Genomic DNA, 20,434 nt, shown 5'->3' on the forward strand with positions numbered 1-20,434 from the left:
TAAAGTATTACAAAACAAGTAAAAGCTAGCTGAAAAAAAAATATAATACCAAAGGCTTATGACTTCCAAATAGCCATAAGCTCACCTAATATCATCGCTGTAGCTCCCCAAACTACCTCCTTTTCAATATCAAAATAAGGTGCTTTCAAATTGAAGCCTGATGCTAGTTTAAAAGATGTTTCCTTTATGTTTTTCTGGTCTATCAAAGCTGCAAAATCACTATGGATAATTCTGCTTACCTCTCTTGGATCAGGTTTAAAGTTTGGGGTCTTTTCAGAAAATCCAATATAAGGAGTTACCAAGAAATTACTTGGAGGAATGTATAAATTTGACATTTTTCCAATAATGTTAATTTGGTTTTTGTCTACTCCTATTTCTTCTTCAGTTTCCCTTAATGCTGTTTCCTGTAGATTGATATCATCCTCTTCCCACTTACCTCCTGGAAAGGAAACTTGCCCGCTATGGTTACCTTCATATTCGGGTCTTTTGATGAAGGGAACCATACATCCATCTTTTCCCCTATAAAGCAGGATCATTACCGCTCCTTTGCGCGCATTTTTGACGTTTTGATTGGCAAACCTAGCCTCATCTAAAGGCTGTGGGGCCATGATAATCTGACCTTTTTTGCCTGGTAATGGTCCATGAAGTTTTGTTTCTAAATGTTCAACTACCTTTAATAATTCCATGAAAATATGCTTAACTATTTTTGGTTTAAACAAACAATATAATTGGATAATTCAAAAGTAAAGGGAAGGATTAAACTCATATCCATAAAAAAGGTCCGATTATTAATCGGACCTTTTTTTACTATCAAACCTATTAAACCTATTGTTAAGTTATTCAACAAGTAGAACAACTTGTTGGAAAGGTATAAAAATATTCTCATACTACAAACAATCGATTGCGGAAGAAATATTTTCTCCAGACGAAAACAAGTCTGCCCATTAATATTTTCCCAAATATCATTTTAATAAACTGAAATAAAATTAAATTTTGTTTTAGAGATAAACAGTTTAATAAGAAATTAGAGACTTTTAAAAAAATGTGGTTTTTCTAAAAAATAATCACATACCTTCTTGTATCTCAGCGAATTTCTATTGATTTAATTAACTTCGATTAGTTTCCATTAGATCTTTCTAAATTATGTTTACAGCAAGCACCGAAAAACCTTTAGTTGTTGACGAAATAATAAAAGGTTATATCAAATACATCAATTCTTTTAATGAATATACAAAGCGTGCCCCCATTTATTTTAGGGAAAGAGATTGGGACGGTGTCCAACTTAATCAGCGACAAAGACTAAGACTCTATAAAGACTGCGTAAATGAAGTTGTAAAAATATGCAAAGTCAGCTTTGGTGAATTTTTGAATGACCGTCAGTATTGGCTTTCTGTAAAACAGTTCTTTTCTGAATCCATCAATGAAAGAAATGACAAAGAACTGGCAGAGTCGTTTTATAATTCCGTGATCCGGAAATCAGTAGCGAAGTTGTCTATTGATGAGGAATTAATGTTTGTTCTGGAAGGATATGATTCTTGTGAAATCCATCCCCAAGAAAATCTTTTTTATAATTACCCATCCACTTGGGGCGTACAGAGGATTATCAGAAAAATACTAGAAGATTTTGACTTCAATGCCCCTTATTACCAAAAAGAAAAGGATGTCCAATTTTTGGTTAGAAGCATAAGAGAGGTCATATTAACCAGGTATAAGGTAGACAAAAGCACAACCACCCAGGTACTAAAACAAGTTTTTTATCGAAACAAAGCTGCCTATTTGATCGGTAGGACTTTTTTGGGTGGAAAATGGATGCCTTTTATCATTCCCTTTATGCATGGTCCAAATGGCATTTTTGTTGACACACTGATCTTTGACCCTAATTTGATGAGTGCGACATTTAGTTATACGCGTTCCTATTTTATGGTCGAAACTGAAATACCATCCCAGATTGTCGCATTTTTAAATTCCGTGATTACCCATAAAAAAGTTTATGAATTGTACAATGCAATTGGATTCAACAAACATGGTAAAACAGAATTTTATAGGGATTTTCTTAGTCATCAAAGCACCAGTGATGACCAATATGTCCTTGCTCCAGGAATAAAAGGCATGGTAATGACCGTATTTACCCTTCCTTCATACAATATCGTATTTAAAATGATTAAGGACAGTTTTGATCCTCCCAAAAACATGACACGTCAAGAAGTTAAGGACAAATACCGATTGGTGTCCTTGCATGATAGAGTTGGAAGGATGGCAGATACCCATGAATTTGAGTATTTCAAGCTTCCTCTCAACAGGGTCCATCCAGATCTTTTGAGAGAATTGAAGAATACTGTCAATTCTTTAATTGAGATTAAAGATGACACACTAATTCTCAAGCATCTCTACACAGAACGTAGATTGACACCTCTTAATATGTACTTGGAGGAATGTAGCTTGGACGATGCAAAGATTGCCGTAGAAGAATATGGAAATGCGATATTGCAGCTGGCAAAGGCAAATATCTTTCCTGGAGATATGATGACGAAGAATTTTGGCGTTACGAGACAGAAAAGGGTGATCTTTTATGATTATGATGAAATCGAGTTTTTGACACAAATGAATTTTAGGGAGAAACCCAAGCCCAAAACCTTCGAGGAGATCTATGCTGCAAGTCCTTGGTATGAAATAGCGAAGAATGATGTCTTTCCTGAGGATTTTAGACGGTTTATGATTGGCCGTGCTGATGTTAAAGCCTACTTTCTAGAATTCCATAAAGACCTGTTTGATCCGGATCACTGGAGAAGCATCCAAAAACGCATTGAAAACGGTGAATTCATGCATACTTTTCCTTATCCAGATTATATGAGGTTCAGACCTCATGAACCAGTTTAGGTATGCATCTAGAAGAATACTAAAGGTGCGAAAATAGCCTCCTTTTTTTATAGAAATTTTTTATTGTGACAAAATACTTTTTTATAGCTTAATCCAACTTAATTCTTCCATCGTATATTTTGAAAATTCGAGTTAATTAATTAATATTCAGTAAGTCGAGCGAGAAAATTCATAACAATTGGTTTTCTAAATGGTTATATACAAAGTTTCCTTCATTGAAGAAAATTAAACCCCACCCTTACTACCACAAATTTCTTCATCATGTTTGTTTAGATATCTTAAATTCTGGAAAAATGAAAAAAGCTCAATGGTACATCATCCTAGCTGCTCTACTGTTTACATCATGCTTTTCCTCTAAAGATTTTGTAGCAGAATACGATTACGACTACAGGGGCAATTTCAAAAAATACAAAACTTTTGCCTTTATGGAGGATACGGGGACTGATTCGATAAAGCACATCCCTATAATAGATAAAACGATTATTTCAAGGTTAAATTCTCAAGGGTTTAGACATCAAATAACTCAGCCTGATATTTTAATTTATTATAAGTTGTTTGTCAGTCAGGTTCGATATAGAGGATATATACAGCCAGAATTTGACAATTGGTTATCCGCCAGAGGTTTGGAAATCCTGAAGGAAGAAGAGAAAAAAGAGGAGCTATTGGCTAAAAAAGGACTGGAAGAATTAGATGAAGAAGAAGAGAGAAAAGTCGGTGAGGATTACGATAATATAAAATACTACGAAAATGAGGGAATGCTGATAATTTACGTAATCGACTATAAAAAAAATAAAACCATATGGCAAGGATATACTGCGGCGGATTTCGATATCAATTCTCCAAGCATAAACTTAGACCTTACACGGGCCACTTATAAGGTAATGAACCAGTTCCGTTTAGTCACCAATAATTATACCTTTTAGCTATATAAATATATTGTATTGTTAAAAGAGGCTGTCTCATACATAAGTTTCCATCACTGGGAACCTAGCTGTCCCAAGAAAATTGGGGACAGATTTATTTATGGAGACGGCCTCTTTTTAATTATGATGCAAAGTCAAGCATTTCTATAAAGCACCTAACTTTTGAACTATATTCTTGACACACTTTGCTGGGAAAATATAGCAACGCGATCCAAGCCCCAGTGATTCCTTGCGAGCTGCCTGTTTATGGTAGTCAATACATTCTCTAAAGGCATTCATTCTTGTTGTGTTCTTAATACTTATCCTTTCTGTGTCCATAAGTTCCTCCAAGATCACTAAATCGTGTTCCTCTCCTATTTTATCTGTAAGTTGGTTAAATTCACTATTTAATACTCCTATATAATTAGGCCATAAAGGGCTGATAAATTCCAACTGGTAGTAGAAATACTTGGCTTGCTTCCTCCATTCATGAAAGTCTTCCAACTTTCCAGTAACACATGCTTTATGCCTTATCTTTTGACCCTTTTTATATACTTTTTTGAGACCTTTTGCCAATAACTCAAATGAGGCTAATTCTAATTCCCAATTATTTATTTCTTCTAGCTTGAATTGAAGCAGGTTAACTATCTTTTCAAAGAGCTTGTCATTTCTGATCAGGTTTCGTTCAAGTTGGGCTTTTTTTACTAATAAAGGTTTTGAAATAATCTTACAGCTAGCTCTTCTGGCAGGATGGTCTTTGGTTTGGTATAAATGCAAGAGAGTGTCTTGTACTGCTTGATAATCTCTCAGCTGGGATAATAGCCTTCCAAGATCCCTGAAAAACAGGTTCTCATCTTTATAACCCTTGAATCCAAGTTTCCCGGCTCTTAAAGCAGTGCGACATTTTTTAAATGCCTTACGTGATTCATGAACGCTCATTGGAATGTTTCGACGGGTTTTTAAAAGATTAATAGCCATCTCTGATTGTTCAATCAAAACCCTTTTCCATCCGTTTTCCAATTTTTCACCATTATATAAATTAATATTGCCCATTTTATAAATTAACATTAAAAGAGTTTAGCTAATAATTATCTCCTAGTTAATTCTAAAATGGTCATGCTAGATTTGAATTTCAAATGAAAAAGTTTGGTTAAAAGGAAATGGCAGCGCTTGTTTCTTTAGACTGGTTTAAATTGCTTAATATATTTTTATTTTTTCTCAACATTATTTTTCTCCCTGAATCACAGATCGTTATTGAAAATATGTTAAAAAAGGACATAAAAGCCTTAATTATTTACCCATCCATGTTTGCTTTAGTGAACAATTATCATTTATATTTGCATCGCAATAAGGGGAAAACAAGAAGGTTTTTTCAAGAAAATAGAGAGTTGGGTGAGTGGCTTAAACCAGCAGTTTGCTAAACTGTCGTACGGGTCAAACCGTACCGGGGGTTCGAATCCCCCACTCTCTACAGAAAGGATTCTTATGAATCCTTTTTATTTTCGGGGTGTAGCGTAGCCCGGTCATCGCGCCTCGTTTGGGACGAGGAGGTCGCAGGTTCGAATCCTGCCACCCCGACAAGACTTTATAAAAAGACAAAAGCCTCTAAAGCTAAACTTTAGAGGCTTTTTTAGTTCAAATGTTAGCTGTCATTTTTACTTTGTTTTTAGAATTTCTAGATTTTATAAGAAAAATTGACGAACACGTTAATCTTAATAAGATTATCCTTAAATTCTAACTGTATATTATTACAGTTATGAAAATAGGCTTTTTTAAGTTTTTTGTAATCTCCCTATTACTTTTGGCTGGATCTGTAAAGTATGCCCATGCTCAAGCTATGTGGTTGGTACTTATATTCGGTGATAAAGCAGCTACTGAAAACTTCTTTTTTAGTATTGAAGGAGGATTAAACTTTGCCTATATGCCTGGAATGGAAGGCAGAGTGAATTTGCAGCCTAATTTTGGCTTGGGAGTAAATATGAAAATAAATGACAAATGGTATTTTGTCCCTCAGTTTAAACCCTTCTCGCGAAAAGGACAGAAAAGAATCAATATAGACAATCCATTTCCCAATGAATTCGATGGAGCGGTATTGTCATATAAAACCTCCATTAGAACGAACTATTTGGATATTCCTTTAATGTTTAGATATGGATATACTGAAAACGTATTTTTCTCAGCAGGTCCACAAGTTAGTTTCTTATTGGATGCCAAGAATATTACGATTGGAGATACAGCTGATGATGGTGAATTTTTATTTTCCCATGGCGTTAAAGACCAACTAAATAATGTTGATTTTAGTTTTCCTATTGAAGTAGGTTATACATTTACCGAGCTCAATAATGGCCATGGTATAGATTTAAAATTACGGTATTGCCATGGTTTTGCAGAAGTTTTTAAAAAGGAAACAGGAAGGTCTGCCACTAATTCAGTTGTTCAAGTAATTATTGGGTTCCCCTATCTAAAATCAGATAAGCATTCTGCTGAATAAATAATAATTAATACTGTATTTTTACGTTTCTTATCGCATCCGAATATTATATAGTGACAAAAAATTAATTAACATCTAGAAGTGTTAGAAAAAAAACAGCGTATTCACTTTATTGTCAATCCTATTTCAGGTAAAGGAAATAATTTTTTGGATAAAATTTTACTGAAAGAAGCCTTTACAAAGTCTCAGTATGAAGTTTTTTTAAAAATTACTTCAAGTCCTGGTCACGCATCGAAGTTAGCCCAAATTGCCATTACCGAGGGCGCAGATATTATTGTGGCCTGTGGTGGTGATGGTACTATAAATGAAATAGCTTCTTGTCTCGTAGGGCATGATATTCTCTTAGGAATAATTCCTTTAGGATCCGGGAATGGTTTAGCATCCAATTTACAAATTCCCCTTAAAATTGATAAAGCCATTGAAATCATAATCAATGGTAATGTAAAAAACATTGATATCGGGAAGGTAAACGGGAAGTATTTCTTTAGTAATATGGGAATTGGCTTTGATGCTGCTTTGATAGCACATTATAACCGACTTAAGCAAAGGCAATTAAAAGGCTATTTAAAAGCCCTGATAAAAACTATGGGGACCTACAGTTCAACAGGAAAGATTAAACTTGTTAAAAACGGGAAAGAATGCAATGCAGATCCATTTTTATTGTTTGTTTCCAACTCAAATAGAATGGGCTATGGATTTACGCTTACTCCTAAAGCCAATATAAGCGATGGCTTGCTGGATATGGTTTTGGTCAAGAAAATGTCCAGGCTAAAATTATTATTGTTTGGATTGTTGGTCGCCTCAAGAAAAATTCATGCGCTTAAAGAGGTAAATTATCAGTTGATTGAGAATTTAGTGGTTCTTGGCAATGGTAATTTATTGCAATATCAAATCGATGGCGAGTTGGTGCCTGTTAAAGAAAATCAGTTGGAGATAAGCCTGTGTAAAGAAAAGCTAAAAGTGCTAGTCCCCTAATAACTATTGGCTTGATAATTATGCCCTATTGTAAAGCATTTTAAGTCTAATTTTGGGTGTTATCTGTCTTAGAATTAATGATTGGACCATTAAAATTCTTTTAAGTACCAACGATTTGATCAATGTGCTTATCTTTGAATAGTGAGTTCCTACCGTCCCTAAATAAATTCGTTTTGAAATAACCTTTAATGAAAAGCTTTTTATTACCCTTATTTTTATTGTCCTCTATTATAGCCTGTAAAAGTCCATCAGATAATAAACTAAGCATTGCCACGGCCTCTAATATGCAATATGCTATGGCGGCATTAGTCGATAAGTTCAATGATGAGACAGGGATGAATTGTGACATCATTCTTGGCTCTTCTGGTAAATTAACCGCACAAATAATTGAAGGAGCTCCTTATGATTTGTTTGTGTCCGCTGATATAAATTTCCCCAAAGCTGTAAAAGAAGCAGGCTTTGCAAGACAAGCGCCAAAAATCTACGCTTATGGAAAATTAGTGCTTTGGGCCATGGATGAGAAAAATAAACCAAGCATCGAACAATTATCCAATAACACTATTAAGCATATTGCCTTGGCTAACCCCAAAACAGCACCCTATGGAAAAGCGGCTATGGAAGTGCTCAATTACTATCAGCTAAATCCAGTAATAGGTACTAAATTAGTATATGGAGAGTCTATTTCTCAAACCAACCAGTTTATATTATCTGGTTCAGCTGAAATTGGCTTTACTGCTAAATCTGTTGTTTTGTCCCCTCAATTGAAAAATAATGGATATTGGCTTGATATAGATTCAGGAATTTATTCGCCCATAGAACAAGCTGTGGTATTATTGAAAGGCAAAAAAGAAAAACAGGACTTGGCACTAAAATTTTATGAGTTTTTATTTTCAAAGGAAGCAAAGAGGATTCTATTGGAATATGGTTATGATGTTCCATAAAATCACTGCTATTGATAAATTGTTTAAATTCATTTAGTACTCAACCATTATTCTTATTATAGAGATATTATCCAATAATAATTTATTCATAACCTATGAACCAATTTGAAGGTAAAATTACGGGTATTCAATCTAGTGAGCATATGTCATTGGTTTTGGTGGACTTAGGGGAGGGAGTTGAATTTCATTCAATTTTATTGGATACTGTGGAATCAGCACATTACCTTCAAAAGGGAAAAAAAGTAAATATCTTATTCAAAGAAACAGAGTTGGTCCTATCCAAGGAAGAGAAGATCAACATCAGTATAGAGAACAAAATTCTAGGGACTATCACTGAAATCAAAAAGGGAGAGATATTGACTCGGGTAAAATTGAATACTGCCATAGGGGATTTGATTGCCCTGATATCCAGCATTAGCAGTAATAATATGTCTTTGAAGCTCAATGATCAAGTATTGACCCTGATTAAATTCAATGAAGTAATATTGTCTCCATTATGACTTGGATTCCTCTTATATTGACCCTCAAACTTGCCTTGGTGACGACTTTGGTCCTTTTTATCCTGTCAATTCCACTTTCCTATTGGTTATCTATTACCAAGTCAAAAATAAAGCCTGTCATTGAGACCTTGGTGAGCATGCCCTTGGTGCTCCCTCCTACTGTTTTGGGTTTTTATTTATTGTTGGCCTTTAGTCCCCAGAATGCCTTTGGTGCTTGGTTAGAAGGCTGGTTTGGAATTCGTCTGGTTTTTTCTTTTTCAGGTTTGGTAGTGGCATCCTGCATTTATAGTTTACCTTTTATGGTACAGCCAATACAATCTGGTTTATCAGGTATTTCTTCCTCTTTAACAGAGGCAGCCAGTTTGCTTGGGAAAAATAGATTGAACACACTTTTTTACATTCTTTTGCCGAATATCAAACCTTCCATTATCACTGCACTGGTACTTACCTTTGCACATACAGTAGGAGAATTTGGTGTTGTATTGATGATTGGCGGGAATATTCCTGGCAAAACAAAAGTAGCTTCCATTGCTGTTTATGATGAGGTGGAATCCCTTAATTATGACCTCGCCAACAAATATTCCATTGTCTTGATTATTTTATCATTTATAACCCTATTTATAGTTTACATGATTAATGGTGGCCATTTAAAAAGGTTGACAAGATGATTGAACTTAAGCTCCAGAAATCTTTACGATCCGGGGATCAGGAAATGCTATTGGATTTGGATATATCCATCAAAAAGGGAGAATTCGTTACTTTCTATGGTGAATCTGGATCGGGTAAAACATCTACCTTAAGATTGATAAGCGGCCTTATGGAAGCCGATAGTGGGAGCATTTATGTGGATGGAGAGTGCTGGTGGGACAAGGATGCAAAGATCAATATAAAACCTGCCAAAAGGAGAATTGGCTATGTCTTTCAGGACTATGCCCTTTTCCCTAATATGACTGCTTATGAAAATTTGGAATTTGCACTTCCAAAACATCAAGACAAATCTATCATAGACGAGTTGATAGAAATCATGGATTTAATGGATTTTTTAAATCTTAGACCAGATATGCTGTCTGGGGGGCAAAAGCAAAGGGTAGCATTAGCCCGTGCTCTGGTAAGTCAACCTAAAATACTCCTGTTAGATGAGCCATTATCTGCCTTGGATAATATAATGCGTTTAAAACTACAGGACTATTTAATAAAGATTCACCAGAAATATCAATTGACCACTATTTTGGTCAGTCACGATGTTGGAGAAATTATTAAACTGTCACAAAAAGTATTTGAATTTAAACAGGGCAAAATCATTAGCTCGGGCAATCCAAAGGAGATATTTACACATGGTAAGAACAGTGCAAAATTTCAATTTACTGGTGAAATAATTGAGATATTTCATGAAAAAGTTATAGGAATTATCTCTGTTTTAATTGGGCAAGATATTGTAAAGGTAGTTTGTGATCTGTCAGAATTGAAGGATTTTAAAATTGGGGACAAGGTCATGGTAGGCTCCAAGGCCTTTAATCCTATCATTCAAAAAATATAATTGGTCAAAATGCAAATCCTTTACACTACCAGCTATTCCATTCAATACCAATGCTATTAGTATTTTTTGCACTTTGGTGAAGAATTTTGCTTTGTTACAAAGCTGTGATACTTATCCCATACCTTTTTAGTCTGAATCGATTGTTTATCAAACTAAAAAGCTATGAAAAAGTCCATTTTATCTTTCTTGGCGGTATCAATGGTCTATCTATGTACTTCATGTGACAATGTAGATAGGCCTGTGAACTTGCCGACAACGAATTTTACGGTTACAGTTGAGAATGTTTCCACGCACAAAATGTTTTCCAGTTCGGGAGTATTTACAAACCCCGTTGGTTCCAGTTCACCTGGACCAATCGTCCCCGGAGGTGCTTATGAATTTGATATTAAAGCGGGCAAAGGAGAGAGACTTAGTTTTGCAAGTATGTTTGCCCAGTCCAATGATTTATTTTTTGCCCCTAGTGAAGCTGGAATAGAATTATATCATCCTGACGGGAGCCCCAGAAGCGGAGATGTAACAAATGAAATAATGCTTTGGGATGCAGGAACAGAAGTAAATGAAGAGCCTGGAATAGGGCCAAATCAGGCACCAAGACAAGCGGGCCCAAATACAGGCGATGATGAAAACGGCGTAGTACAATTAGTAGACGATGGCTATACTTATCCTGAGGCTTCGGAAGTAATCAAAGTTACTCTCGAGCCATTGGATGATTATATGTTCAAAGTAAGAATTGAAAATGTATCGACTCCATCGACCTTAATAACCAGTATGGGTTCTGTAACAATACCTTTATCTCCAGGAGGTTGGGTAGTTCATACATCCCCTTCTCCACTTTTTACAACAGGTGAAGCTGAAAGGGAAAATGGTTTAGAGCAAATCGCTGAAGATGGAAACGCAGGTGTAATGGGGCCTTATTTGGCAGAGCATACTGGATTGAATTACCCTCTATCTCCTGGAGCTTGGGCCGTACATACTGGGGGGATGCCTATTTATCGTTTAAACCAGGAAGATTATGGGGATGGCTTGGAGTATATAGCAGAAGACGGGGCGCCAGGAGTTTTGGGGAGTAGCTTGAATACACTTTCAACAGTACGAGTAAGTGGTGTTTTCAATACCCCTACTGGTGCTGACGATCCAGCTCCTATCGGACCTGGACAGAAATATGAATTTAGCTTCAGCGCCCATCAAAGCGATAAATTATCATTAGCGACCATGTTTGTCCAATCCAATGATTTATTTTTTGCTTTTAATGATATGGGGATAATGCTTTTTGAACGTGGCCAAGCAATATCTGGGGATGTTACGGGAATGTTGGACTTATATGATGCAGGTACTGAGATAAATGAAGAACCAGGTTACGGCCCTAATCAGGCAATAAGACAAGACGGTCCTAATACGGGTGAAACGGAAAACAAAGAAATCATTCCTGTAAATGATGGTTATTCCTATCCTGAAGTCAGTGAAATAATTAAGGTTACTATCACAGCAAATTAAACCTAAGTATCCCCATGAAGTTACATTTCCATGGGGATATTTTAGTTTTTACTACAGATAAAATGATTTTTGATTAAATTAAAAAATAATCAATTGAGGTATGCACAGAGTATTGGTCATAGAAGATGATTGGGATATTGCAGAATTATTAACCATCCATTTGAAGGATTTAGGTTGTGAAGTAAGTCATGTCGACAAAGGCGACTTAGGCTTTGAAATGGCGCAAAACCATTCCTATGATTTGATAGTTTTGGATCTTATGTTGCCCAAAATGAGTGGTATGGACATATGTCAAAGGTTGAGAGATCAGCATTTCAGTACTCCGATAATGATGTTAACAGCCAAATCCGAAGAGATGGACAGAGTGGATGGATTGGAAATTGGCGCTGATGTGTATATGACCAAACCCTTTTCAATCTTAGAATTCAAGGCCAGTGTAAAGGCCGTTTTCAGAAGGATGGAATTGGCTAAGAAAAACGCCTCTCCTATCAAAAGCATCGTACAGCGTGGCAGTTTAAAGATAGACCTGGACAAAAAATCTGTTCATGTCAATGATGAAAGAATAAGCCTTACTTCAAAGGAATTTGAATTATTATCCCTTTTAGCATCCCATCCAGGAAAGAGCTTTAGTCGCCGGCGTTTATTAGAATTGGTTTGGGATTATGACTTCCAAGGTTTTGAACATACGGTTAACAGTCATATCAACCGCCTAAGATCAAAAATAGAGGCCGATATGCAAAGGCCTAAATACATCCTAACTAGCTGGGGAATTGGTTATAGATTTGTTGAATAGCGAATAGACCTAAAGATCAAAATCATGTTTAAAAGTCTTCCTAATAGTTTATTCTGGAAAATATCAGCTTTGCTTTTGGGTATATTATTGACCCTTTCCTTTATTTTTATTTTAATCCTCGGAAAGACAGCTTTTCAATTTAGTGAAGAAGCTGACCAGCATTTGAATAAGGAGGTGGCAGCCCATATTGCAGTGGAAATATCCGACTTTCCGCTTGATAGTATAGATCAAAATCACCTGGAGCATATATTCCATAGTGCCATGATTTTACATCCTGCCATTGAGATCTATTTTTTGGATACAACTGGACAAGTGCTTAACTATTCAGCTCCAGACAGTTTAATCATAAAGAAAAAAATTGATTTAATTCCCGTCAAGGAAGTCTTATATAGTAATGACGTATATTATAAAAAATCTACTGACCCAAGACACCCTGATCAAGCAAAGGTATTCTCTGCAGCACCTATCAATAAAGATGGCAGGTTGTCTGGATATGTCTATGTAGTATTAACTGGACAAAAGTATGCAGAAGCAAGAAATGAAATCTTGGACCGATATATCTTCAATATAGCCAGCAATACACTTCCCATTTTAATCATTATTGCGCTAGCAATTGGTTTGCTGGCCATATATGCATTAACAAACAGCCATAGGAAAGTAATTTCAGCAGTTAAGCGATTTCAAAGTGGTGATTTCAATGCGCGTATAGATATAAAAAGTAATGGTGAAATGAAGGATCTGGCCCAGACCTTTAATGAGATGGCTGCAGAAATTCAAAAAAATATCAAAGCCATCCAAACAATGGAACAGTCCAGAAGAGAGCTGGTGGCCAACGTATCCCATGATTTGAAAACCCCCATTGCTACTATTAAGGGCTTTGCTGAAACCTTAGTGCTGAAGCAGCATGAACTTAATTCAGGGCAGCAACAAAAATATATACATACCATCCTCAAAAACACATCGCAACTAAAAACATTGGTTGACCAACTTTTCCAGCTTTCCAAATTAGAGGCTAATGAGGTAGAAGCAGTCATAGAACCATTTTCCATGAGTGAACTGCTTCAGGATAACCTTTTGAAGTATAAGATGATTTCTAAAGAGAAAGGTATTGAAATGAGAAGCAAAGTCCCTACAGACCTACCCATGGCCATTGGAGACGTAAGATTGATAGATAGAGCGCTACAAAATCTACTAGATAATGCGATCAAATTTACGCCAGAAGGTGGCAGCATATATCTTGAAGCCTTTTCAACCCAAGATAAAATCATGGTCAAAGTAGCAGATACTGGACATGGAATTCCTCAAGACAAACTAAATGTGATTTTTGAAAGATATAAAAAAGGTACGGAGACTAGCGGTGAAGGTAGTGGAGGAATTGGATTGGGATTGGATATCGTTAGGAAGATTCTGGAATTACACCAATCAAAAATCGCTGTTACAAATGGTCCAGATAAAGGTGCCGTTTTCTCTTTTGAGCTACCACAGTATTCGGCTAGAATTTAGTTTTTGATCAACTGCCATTATCAGAAATAGACAACCTTATTTATAGATATCAGTTTAAATGGTATAAATTACCTTATCCTAGCAAGCTTAATATTAATTATATGACCATTCATCCCCAGTTTGGCGGCTCAGTAAGAAAAGCAGATTTGGAGAAATTCAGAAATTCGCCGCAGTGGAATGGAAAGAAGTTTCAAAATCTTTCTGCCACTACAATGAATGTCAACCTCAAGACACTCCCTAAACTACTAAAAGAGAATTTTACCAATACAGAAGAAAGGATGCCCAATCAGCCATTGCCAGTCATTGAGTTTGATAAGATGGCATTTACTAATGACGCATCTCAGCCTAAATTCATTTGGTATGGACATTCTGTATTGTTGATGCGCTTAATGGGTAAGAATATTCTGATAGATCCAATGTTCGGGGACAATGCCTCTCCTATTGCTCCCTTCAAAACAAAAAGATTCAGTGAAAACACACTTGAGATAATCGATAACTTACCTGATATAGATGCCATTTTCATCACACATGATCATTATGATCATATTGATTATAAGAGTCTATTAAAACTGATTCCCAAGGTTGAAAATTGGTTCGTGGCACTTGGCGTAAGCAGGCATTTAGAAAAGTGGGGCTTGGAAGCTTCCAAGGTTAAAGAATTCGATTGGTGGGAAGAAGATGAATTTAGCGAGATATCTTTTGCTTTTACGCCATCAAGGCATTTTTCAGGTCGCGGTGCGTTTGACCGTGCAAAATCCCTATGGGGTGGCTGGGTGTTCAGAACGCCTCAACACAGTATTTATTGGAGTGGTGATGGTGGTTATGATCACCATTTTGATAAAGTGGGAGAAAAATATGGGCCATTTGATGTCATGTTTGTTGAATGTGGCCAATACAATGAACACTGGCATCAGATCCATTTATATCCAGAAGAAGCCGTCAAAGCGGCTATTGATGCTAAGGCCAGTATAGCAATACCAGTTCACTGGGGGGGCTTTTCACTTGCGCCACATCATTGGAAAGATCCGATCATAAGATTTGAGAATGAAGCACTGGCCCAAAAACAACCACATTTCACCCCTTCTTTGGGACAGGTATTCGGTTTATCTGATATGGAAAATCAGAATTATTGGTGGAAGAAAATAGATTGAACAGGCAAAATATGAAAGATCAGGATTTAATATTTGTCTGAAGTTGACGGTACTTTTTGAATAACTTCATAAATTTTTTTCAATTATTTTTAAATTGAACATAGGGTAGATCATTTTCAACGTGTCCTAATAGTAACAGGGAATAATATAGAGATCAGTTTAAACCACAATTAGACCTAACAGGTGGAATATTCTACACAGCTTGAAGTGGAAGACTCATCAATCATTGATGAGAAAGTGTTTGAAGTGACTTTCAAAAGTCATTTTCAAGCCTTGCACGGCTATGCCTGTGCCCTATTGAAGGATGAAGATGAGGCCGAGGAAATTGTCCAAAATGTATTTTTGAAACTTTGGGAAAAAAGGGAGAAAATTCATATCGAAACTTCGGTAAAAGCCTATTTATACCAGATGGTATATCGCGATAGTATGAATGCCATAAGGCATGAGAAAGTGAAACAAAAGCACCAAAATATCACAAAATATCAATCAAGTTCCGCACCAATCCAAAAAGATGAGGGCGATGATTCAGAACTGATGGAAGAGTTAAAATCGGCTTTACAATCATTGCCCGAGAAATGTCGAAAAGTGTTTCTTTTGAGTAGGTATGAATCATTAAAATACCAGGAAATAGCAGAACGCTTGGGTGTTTCTGTAAAAACAGTCGAAGCGCATATGGGCAAGGCCCTAAAGCATTTGAGAGTGGAATTAGCTGATTTTCTACCTATAATATTATTCCTGTTTACAAATATATAATCCTATGAATGATAGTAAACTTATAAAATATCTGTTGCAGGAAACTGATGAAATGGAGAACAAGGAAGTCAAACAATGGATTGACGCTGATCCAGATCATCAGAAACAATACCAGCATATCCGATTAATTTGGGAGAAAAGTCTCAATGCCCCACTATCCAATAAAATTGATGTGGAAGAGGCTTGGGAAGATTTTAGAAATAGAAGAAGTCGAAAGCGCCCTTTTCTAGGTAAGCAGCTCTTTCTAGGGCAATGGTATAAAGTAGCTGCTACGTTTACTTTGATCTTTGTAGCTTCATTTCTTATTTACTCCAATTTGATGGAACCGGATAATCAATTGATTTCCAATTTGAAGCTGGAATCAACCAATAAATCCATATCCCATACCATATTTGACGGGTCTACAATTACTTTAAATAAAGATAGTAAACTTGCATTTAATCAATCAATTATAAATCCTAATAGAAAGGCAGAGCTCATAGAAGGCGAAGCATTTTTTGAAGTGGAAAGAAATGAAAATAGACCATTTGAAGTGAATGTAGGAGCAGCTAAAATAACTGTACTGGGCACATCATTTAATGTAAGAAAACACGAAGAGGAGGTTGAGGTGATTCTTAAATCCGGATCAGTTCAGGTAGATTTTGAGGATGAGACTCATATCATTAAGCCTGGTGATAAGTTATTCATAGATGGATTAAAAGGTTTGCTGACCATTACTCAGGTTGAGGATGATCTTTATAATTATTATGTTGGTGATTATTTTGAGGCCCATGATACACCGCTCTGGAGGGTTGTTGAGGTACTTAACCAAGCCTATAATGCAAACGTCATCATAGCCAATGAACATTTGCGAAATTTACCATTAACTACTACCTTCAGTAACGATTCTCTAGACAATAATTTGGAAGTATTAAAAGCTACCTTTGGTTTAACCATAGTCAGAGAACCCAATAGAATCGTTATCAAATAATTAAGTCAAACATGACAGCAAAGGGGCTGGTAAAGGACTGCATAGTCCTTTTTATATTATTTTTTTCGCTTTTTTTAGAGATTTTCGCGCAGGGAAATCTTGACAAGTCTGTTTCGTTGGATGAAATGGAAACTGTCAGTATTGAGGAGCTTTTGAAATCCACCTCTGGCAAGCATGATTTTTTCTTTTCCTACAATAGCAATATTATTCCTAAAGATAGCTTAATCAATTTCCCTGAATACTCAGGAGATATTCGTGGGGTGCTTTTAAGGGTTTTGGGTCCGAAATATGAGTTTATTGAAACTCCAGGGTATATCGTAATCCGATATGCTCCCAACAAATTGTATTTGGATGAAGGCATCGATACCCAGCAAGGAAATTCCTGGGTTATCACAGGACAAATAAAAGATTTGGATAGTGATGAATTAATAGCCTATGCCAGTGTTTATGAACGCAGCATGTTAGCTTCCTCCATGACCGATAAAAATGGATATTTTGAACTAAAGCTCAAGAATCCGGATAAATCTGTGCTTTTGACCATAAGCAAGGAAAACTATAGGGACACCACTTTTATGCTATTGCCTCCATTTGATATAGCTGCTAAGAAGAAAAATCCAAAGTACAAGTTTTATCCCGATTCCGAAGAGGGTGATGGTGTTGAAAACACCTATATAGGTAGGATGTTTACAGGCTTTAAGCAAAGAATGCAAGGACTTAATATCGGAGGATTCTTCGCAGAAGTGCCTGTCCAAGTTTCACTGATTCCTGCTGTAAGTACACATGGGATGATGAACACGCAAGCTATAAATAATGCTTCCATAAATATTTTCGGAGGATATTCGGGTGGAGTAAATGGGGTGGAATTTGCTGGTTTATTTAATATTAACCGAAAGGATGTAGATTATTTACAAGCTGCAGGTTTGTTCAATGTTGTTGGAGGAAGTACCAAAGGAGTCCAATTGTCAGGTATTTCCAATATAGTACTAGGCAATACCAGTGGGTTTCAAGTAGGTGGATTGGTAAATGTGAGTAATGATACCAAGGGTTTTCAATTAGCGGGTTTAATCAATAGAGCCAAATCGATGAATGGACTTCAAATTGCAGGATTGGCCAATCAAACTACTGAAAAAACTGGTACGCAGGTTTCTGGACTTTTCAATAAAGGTGGAAATGTAACTGGCTGGCAAATCACCAGTTTCCTCAATATTGCAGATAGTAGTAAATACCCAATTGGATTTATCAATCTTATCAAGTCAGGGGAAAAAACGATTTCATTGGCCTTTGATGAAAGCCAAATGGTCCAAGTGGTTTTTAGATCTGGAGGGACACATACTTATGGCTTGATAGGTATAGGAAACTCTTTATTGGGAGATCGGAACCCACTTGCTGTTGATGCTGGTCTGGGCTATCACCTTATCAAAAGCAAATCATTCCAAACCAACACAGAACTTGTATCCAGGACCTCATTAGGTCCTTACGGTAAAAATTATTTTACGGCTTCTTTTAAACTCCTCCCTGCACTTAATTTCAGTAAGCGCTTCAGATTTTATATAGGCCCATCTTTTAATTTTGGTTCATTTGAAAATGTGGAATCAGAAGTCCCTGGTTGGGAAATAGCCAAGGAAATAAACGAGTTTGGAATCCATTACCTTTATTACGGTATATCCGGAGGTCTTCAAATTATTTTATAGATTTTTATTAGGGTACTTTATCAGCCAAGTGTCTTATAAGAAAACAAATTATTCTAATAAGACTAAAGTCATGAAAATCTTAAAACTAATATTAACTGTTATATTGTTGTTGGTTGGATTACCCATCAAAGCTCAAGATAATACTTCAAGTCCAGTCTTATATACGGTAGTATATAATCATGTTCCAGAAGGTTTTAAATATCCATTAATAGGATTTATTAACCATGGCGAAGGTAATCAACATGGTGCTCAAATTGGGTTTGTCAATATTAACGAAAAGGAATTTATGGGTAGTCAAATTAGCTTTGTCAATACAAGTGGCGGGGCTGTCAATGGCTTACAAATAGGATTTATCAATACTGTCGCAGATTATATAAATGGCGCGCAAATAGGTTTTGTAAATACTAGTACTAAGTATTTTAAGGGAACTCAGATTGGTTTTATCAATACTGCAGTAATGTCCTCAAATGGCGCCCAAATAGGATTTGTTAATACGGTAGCTAATGATTTGAAGGGAACACAAATAGGTTTTGTTAATATTAATCCCAAAGAAGTCACTGGTGCACAAATTGGATTTGTAAATGTTGTTAAAAAGTTAAATAGTGTACAGGTCGGTTTCTTGAACTACGCTGACAGCGTTGGTGAAGGAGCTGTTCCTATAGGGTTCCTATCTATAATTAGAAAAGGTGGCTATAAAGCATTAGAGGTGGGATTTACAGAAATGCACCCTGTCAATATGGCCTTAAAAATCGGGGTATCTAAGTTTTATACCACCTTAAATGGTGCATATAATCCCGATTTTAAAAATAAGTTTGCTCTAGGGGGAGGTTTTGGTAGCCTGTTACCACTTGGTTCTAAAGTTTATTTAAACCCTGAAGGCTATTATTTGAACCATATCAATTCAAATAAAGATATGGCAAGGCTGAGCCTAAATTTGGGATTAGCATTGAGCCCCAAGGTTCATATAATGATAGGTCCAAGTGCTGTATGGTCAGGAACTGATCGTGCCAATGACTTCTTAGAGCCAATGTTCTATTTCTACAAAGAAAGAATAGATTATAGAAATGAGTTTCTAATTGGAATGAATGCTAGCCTAAGATATAACTTCACTTTTTAAATAACTGTCTAAATTTAAATGCAAAATCAACAATCCCTATCCATCTTAAATCTTCATTATTTAGTGGATAGGGATTTTATTATGGATAACCAAATTCTTTATTCAAAGATCATTTCTACAAGGTCCATAACATTTTGGTAGGTAGAAATCCCTTGCAAATCTGTTTTTTTAAAAATAAACTTTATTTCACGACATTCAGCTGTTGGGGTGAAATCCAAATGGGGTAGTTGTGTTTCATAAAGAACATTTACAATTGGCTCACCTTTTGGATTATTTGAAGAAAAAAGCAAGATAGGTCTTGGCTCTATCTTAATCGGCTTCAGTCCCATTTCCTCATTAATTTCACGGTGAATGCAATCTATAGGACTTTCTCCGCGATCCAACCCTCCCCCAGGCAAGTCCCAAAGGCCATTATCTTCCTTCATTATTAAGAATCCACCCGATTCATTTAAAATAAGCGCTTTAATGCTTACCCTATATGTGCAATCCCAATTATGCCAATCCATATATTCTAATTTCTAAGTACTACAGTCAAGAGAACCTCCAAATATCGTATTATTACGATTTGAGGGCATAAGTTGAATAATTAAAAATATAATTGAAATAGGCAATTTCATATTAGGGTAAAAAAGACATATAATGCTGTATTGATATAGTTGATACACTTTTTTTAATCATTCATATTATTTATATCACTTTTTCAATTATTCATATACCATTATTTCTTAATCTAATGGAT

General features: G+C 36.0%; 20 protein-coding genes and 2 tRNA genes. 19 read left to right on the top strand and 3 right to left on the bottom strand.

What is annotated here, in order from left to right; genetic code table 11:
• Window positions 1–56: 56 nt before the first annotated feature.
• Window positions 57–686, bottom strand: a complete 630-nt coding sequence (locus tag KMW37_RS16445) for an NUDIX hydrolase (RefSeq protein WP_215225747.1) — start codon at window positions 684–686, stop codon at window positions 57–59.
• Between the two features lie 457 nt (window positions 687–1,143).
• Here KMW37_RS16445 and aceK point away from each other — a divergent pair, with 457 nt between their 5' ends.
• Both aceK and KMW37_RS16455 read left to right on the top strand, forming a co-directional pair.
• A complete protein-coding gene (gene aceK, locus KMW37_RS16450; RefSeq protein WP_215225748.1) occupies window positions 1,144–2,877 on the top strand; it encodes a bifunctional isocitrate dehydrogenase kinase/phosphatase in 1,734 nt (577 codons plus the stop codon).
• Between the two features lie 293 nt (window positions 2,878–3,170).
• Entirely contained in the window at window positions 3,171–3,800 is a 630-nt protein-coding gene (locus KMW37_RS16455; RefSeq protein WP_215225749.1) for a DUF4136 domain-containing protein, read from the top strand.
• A 144-nt stretch (window positions 3,801–3,944) separates the two neighbouring features.
• Here the strand turns inward: KMW37_RS16455 and KMW37_RS16460 are convergent, their stop codons facing one another.
• Window positions 3,945–4,757, bottom strand: coding sequence for a CHAD domain-containing protein (locus KMW37_RS16460; RefSeq protein WP_215225750.1), 813 nt, complete (start codon window positions 4,755–4,757; stop codon window positions 3,945–3,947).
• A 182-nt stretch (window positions 4,758–4,939) separates the two neighbouring features.
• Between KMW37_RS16460 and KMW37_RS16465 the strand changes: the two genes are divergently transcribed.
• The 17 genes from KMW37_RS16465 to KMW37_RS16545 all read left to right on the top strand — a co-directional run bounded on the left by KMW37_RS16465 (window position 4,940) and on the right by KMW37_RS16545 (window position 19,695).
• On the top strand, window positions 4,940–5,200 hold the full coding sequence (locus KMW37_RS16465; protein WP_215225751.1) for a hypothetical protein: 261 nt from the start codon (window positions 4,940–4,942) through the stop codon (window positions 5,198–5,200).
• Window positions 5,162–5,250 (top strand) — tRNA-Ser (locus tag KMW37_RS16470). The genes KMW37_RS16465 and KMW37_RS16470 overlap by 39 nt, the downstream gene beginning before the upstream one ends.
• A gap of 32 nt (window positions 5,251–5,282) precedes the next feature.
• Window positions 5,283–5,357, top strand: a tRNA-Pro gene (locus KMW37_RS16475).
• Window positions 5,358–5,535: 178 nt separating this feature from the next.
• Complete coding sequence (locus KMW37_RS16480) at window positions 5,536–6,270, top strand: porin family protein (RefSeq protein ID WP_215225752.1); 735 nt, start codon at window positions 5,536–5,538, stop codon at window positions 6,268–6,270.
• An 81-nt stretch (window positions 6,271–6,351) separates the two neighbouring features.
• Window positions 6,352–7,245 carry a diacylglycerol/lipid kinase family protein gene (locus tag KMW37_RS16485; RefSeq protein WP_215225753.1) on the top strand — a complete coding sequence of 298 codons (894 nt, stop codon included), beginning with the start codon at window positions 6,352–6,354 and terminating at the stop codon, window positions 7,243–7,245.
• 188 nt (window positions 7,246–7,433) lie between these two features.
• Complete coding sequence (gene modA, locus KMW37_RS16490) at window positions 7,434–8,186, top strand: molybdate ABC transporter substrate-binding protein (RefSeq protein WP_215225754.1); 753 nt, start codon at window positions 7,434–7,436, stop codon at window positions 8,184–8,186.
• 95 nt (window positions 8,187–8,281) lie between these two features.
• Window positions 8,282–8,686: a TOBE domain-containing protein gene (locus KMW37_RS16495; RefSeq protein WP_215225755.1), complete on the top strand. Its 405-nt coding sequence runs from the start codon at window positions 8,282–8,284 to the stop codon at window positions 8,684–8,686.
• Window positions 8,683–9,354, top strand: coding sequence for a molybdate ABC transporter permease subunit (gene modB, locus KMW37_RS16500; RefSeq protein ID WP_215225756.1), 672 nt, complete (start codon window positions 8,683–8,685; stop codon window positions 9,352–9,354). The genes KMW37_RS16495 and modB overlap by 4 nt, the downstream gene beginning before the upstream one ends.
• Window positions 9,351–10,223: an ABC transporter ATP-binding protein gene (locus KMW37_RS16505; RefSeq protein ID WP_215225757.1), complete on the top strand. Its 873-nt coding sequence runs from the start codon at window positions 9,351–9,353 to the stop codon at window positions 10,221–10,223. The genes modB and KMW37_RS16505 overlap by 4 nt, the downstream gene beginning before the upstream one ends.
• Window positions 10,224–10,385: 162 nt before the next feature.
• Window positions 10,386–11,717: a spondin domain-containing protein gene (locus KMW37_RS16510; RefSeq protein WP_215225758.1), complete on the top strand. Its 1,332-nt coding sequence runs from the start codon at window positions 10,386–10,388 to the stop codon at window positions 11,715–11,717.
• Window positions 11,718–11,817: 100 nt separating this feature from the next.
• The gene (locus tag KMW37_RS16515) at window positions 11,818–12,510 is read left to right on the top strand and encodes a response regulator transcription factor (protein ID WP_215225759.1); all 693 of its coding nucleotides are present in this window, start codon (window positions 11,818–11,820) and stop codon (window positions 12,508–12,510) included.
• A 24-nt stretch (window positions 12,511–12,534) separates the two neighbouring features.
• The gene (locus tag KMW37_RS16520; RefSeq protein WP_215225760.1) at window positions 12,535–14,013 is read left to right on the top strand and encodes a HAMP domain-containing sensor histidine kinase; all 1,479 of its coding nucleotides are present in this window, start codon (window positions 12,535–12,537) and stop codon (window positions 14,011–14,013) included.
• 101 nt (window positions 14,014–14,114) lie between these two features.
• Window positions 14,115–15,164, top strand: a complete 1,050-nt coding sequence (locus tag KMW37_RS16525; RefSeq protein ID WP_215225761.1) for an MBL fold metallo-hydrolase — start codon at window positions 14,115–14,117, stop codon at window positions 15,162–15,164.
• Between the two features lie 183 nt (window positions 15,165–15,347).
• Window positions 15,348–15,917 (top strand): RNA polymerase sigma-70 factor, encoded by a 570-nt coding sequence (locus KMW37_RS16530; protein WP_215225762.1) that lies wholly within the window; start codon window positions 15,348–15,350, stop codon window positions 15,915–15,917.
• Window positions 15,918–15,921: 4 nt separating this feature from the next.
• Window positions 15,922–16,887 carry a FecR family protein gene (locus KMW37_RS16535; protein WP_215225763.1) on the top strand — a complete coding sequence of 322 codons (966 nt, stop codon included), beginning with the start codon at window positions 15,922–15,924 and terminating at the stop codon, window positions 16,885–16,887.
• An 11-nt stretch (window positions 16,888–16,898) separates the two neighbouring features.
• Window positions 16,899–18,578, top strand: a complete 1,680-nt coding sequence (locus KMW37_RS16540) for a carboxypeptidase-like regulatory domain-containing protein (RefSeq protein ID WP_215225764.1) — start codon at window positions 16,899–16,901, stop codon at window positions 18,576–18,578.
• Between the two features lie 70 nt (window positions 18,579–18,648).
• Complete coding sequence (locus KMW37_RS16545) at window positions 18,649–19,695, top strand: LA_2272 family surface repeat-containing protein (protein WP_215225765.1); 1,047 nt, start codon at window positions 18,649–18,651, stop codon at window positions 19,693–19,695.
• A gap of 98 nt (window positions 19,696–19,793) precedes the next feature.
• Here KMW37_RS16545 and KMW37_RS16550 read toward each other — a convergent pair whose 3' ends face one another.
• Window positions 19,794–20,201, bottom strand: a complete 408-nt coding sequence (locus KMW37_RS16550) for an NUDIX hydrolase (RefSeq protein WP_215225766.1) — start codon at window positions 20,199–20,201, stop codon at window positions 19,794–19,796.
• Window positions 20,202–20,434 lie beyond the last annotated feature (233 nt).

Source organism: Echinicola shivajiensis (assembly GCF_018642165.1).
GTDB lineage: Bacteria > Bacteroidota > Bacteroidia > Cytophagales > Cyclobacteriaceae > Echinicola > Echinicola shivajiensis.

What these genes read in the sequence shown, in the direction of transcription:
- aceK (WP_215225748.1), top strand. Translation starts at nt 1,144, where the DNA reads ATGTTTACAGCAAGCACCGAAAAACCTTTAGTTGTTGACGAAATAATA.
- KMW37_RS16550 (WP_215225766.1), bottom strand. Translation starts at nt 20,201, where the DNA reads ATGGATTGGCATAATTGGGATTGCACATATAGGGTAAGCATTAAAGCG.
- KMW37_RS16525 (WP_215225761.1), top strand. Translation starts at nt 14,115, where the DNA reads ATGACCATTCATCCCCAGTTTGGCGGCTCAGTAAGAAAAGCAGATTTG.
- KMW37_RS16510 (WP_215225758.1), top strand. Translation starts at nt 10,386, where the DNA reads ATGAAAAAGTCCATTTTATCTTTCTTGGCGGTATCAATGGTCTATCTA.
- KMW37_RS16495 (WP_215225755.1), top strand. Translation starts at nt 8,282, where the DNA reads ATGAACCAATTTGAAGGTAAAATTACGGGTATTCAATCTAGTGAGCAT.
- modA (WP_215225754.1), top strand. Translation starts at nt 7,434, where the DNA reads ATGAAAAGCTTTTTATTACCCTTATTTTTATTGTCCTCTATTATAGCC.
- KMW37_RS16545 (WP_215225765.1), top strand. Translation starts at nt 18,649, where the DNA reads ATGAAAATCTTAAAACTAATATTAACTGTTATATTGTTGTTGGTTGGA.
- KMW37_RS16540 (WP_215225764.1), top strand. Translation starts at nt 16,899, where the DNA reads ATGACAGCAAAGGGGCTGGTAAAGGACTGCATAGTCCTTTTTATATTA.
- modB (WP_215225756.1), top strand. Translation starts at nt 8,683, where the DNA reads ATGACTTGGATTCCTCTTATATTGACCCTCAAACTTGCCTTGGTGACG.
- KMW37_RS16480 (WP_215225752.1), top strand. Translation starts at nt 5,536, where the DNA reads ATGAAAATAGGCTTTTTTAAGTTTTTTGTAATCTCCCTATTACTTTTG.
- KMW37_RS16455 (WP_215225749.1), top strand. Translation starts at nt 3,171, where the DNA reads ATGAAAAAAGCTCAATGGTACATCATCCTAGCTGCTCTACTGTTTACA.
- KMW37_RS16445 (WP_215225747.1), bottom strand. Translation starts at nt 686, where the DNA reads ATGGAATTATTAAAGGTAGTTGAACATTTAGAAACAAAACTTCATGGA.
- KMW37_RS16460 (WP_215225750.1), bottom strand. Translation starts at nt 4,757, where the DNA reads ATGGCTATTAATCTTTTAAAAACCCGTCGAAACATTCCAATGAGCGTT.
- KMW37_RS16505 (WP_215225757.1), top strand. Translation starts at nt 9,351, where the DNA reads ATGATTGAACTTAAGCTCCAGAAATCTTTACGATCCGGGGATCAGGAA.
- KMW37_RS16520 (WP_215225760.1), top strand. Translation starts at nt 12,535, where the DNA reads ATGTTTAAAAGTCTTCCTAATAGTTTATTCTGGAAAATATCAGCTTTG.
- KMW37_RS16465 (WP_215225751.1), top strand. Translation starts at nt 4,940, where the DNA reads ATGGCAGCGCTTGTTTCTTTAGACTGGTTTAAATTGCTTAATATATTT.
- KMW37_RS16535 (WP_215225763.1), top strand. Translation starts at nt 15,922, where the DNA reads ATGAATGATAGTAAACTTATAAAATATCTGTTGCAGGAAACTGATGAA.
- KMW37_RS16515 (WP_215225759.1), top strand. Translation starts at nt 11,818, where the DNA reads ATGCACAGAGTATTGGTCATAGAAGATGATTGGGATATTGCAGAATTA.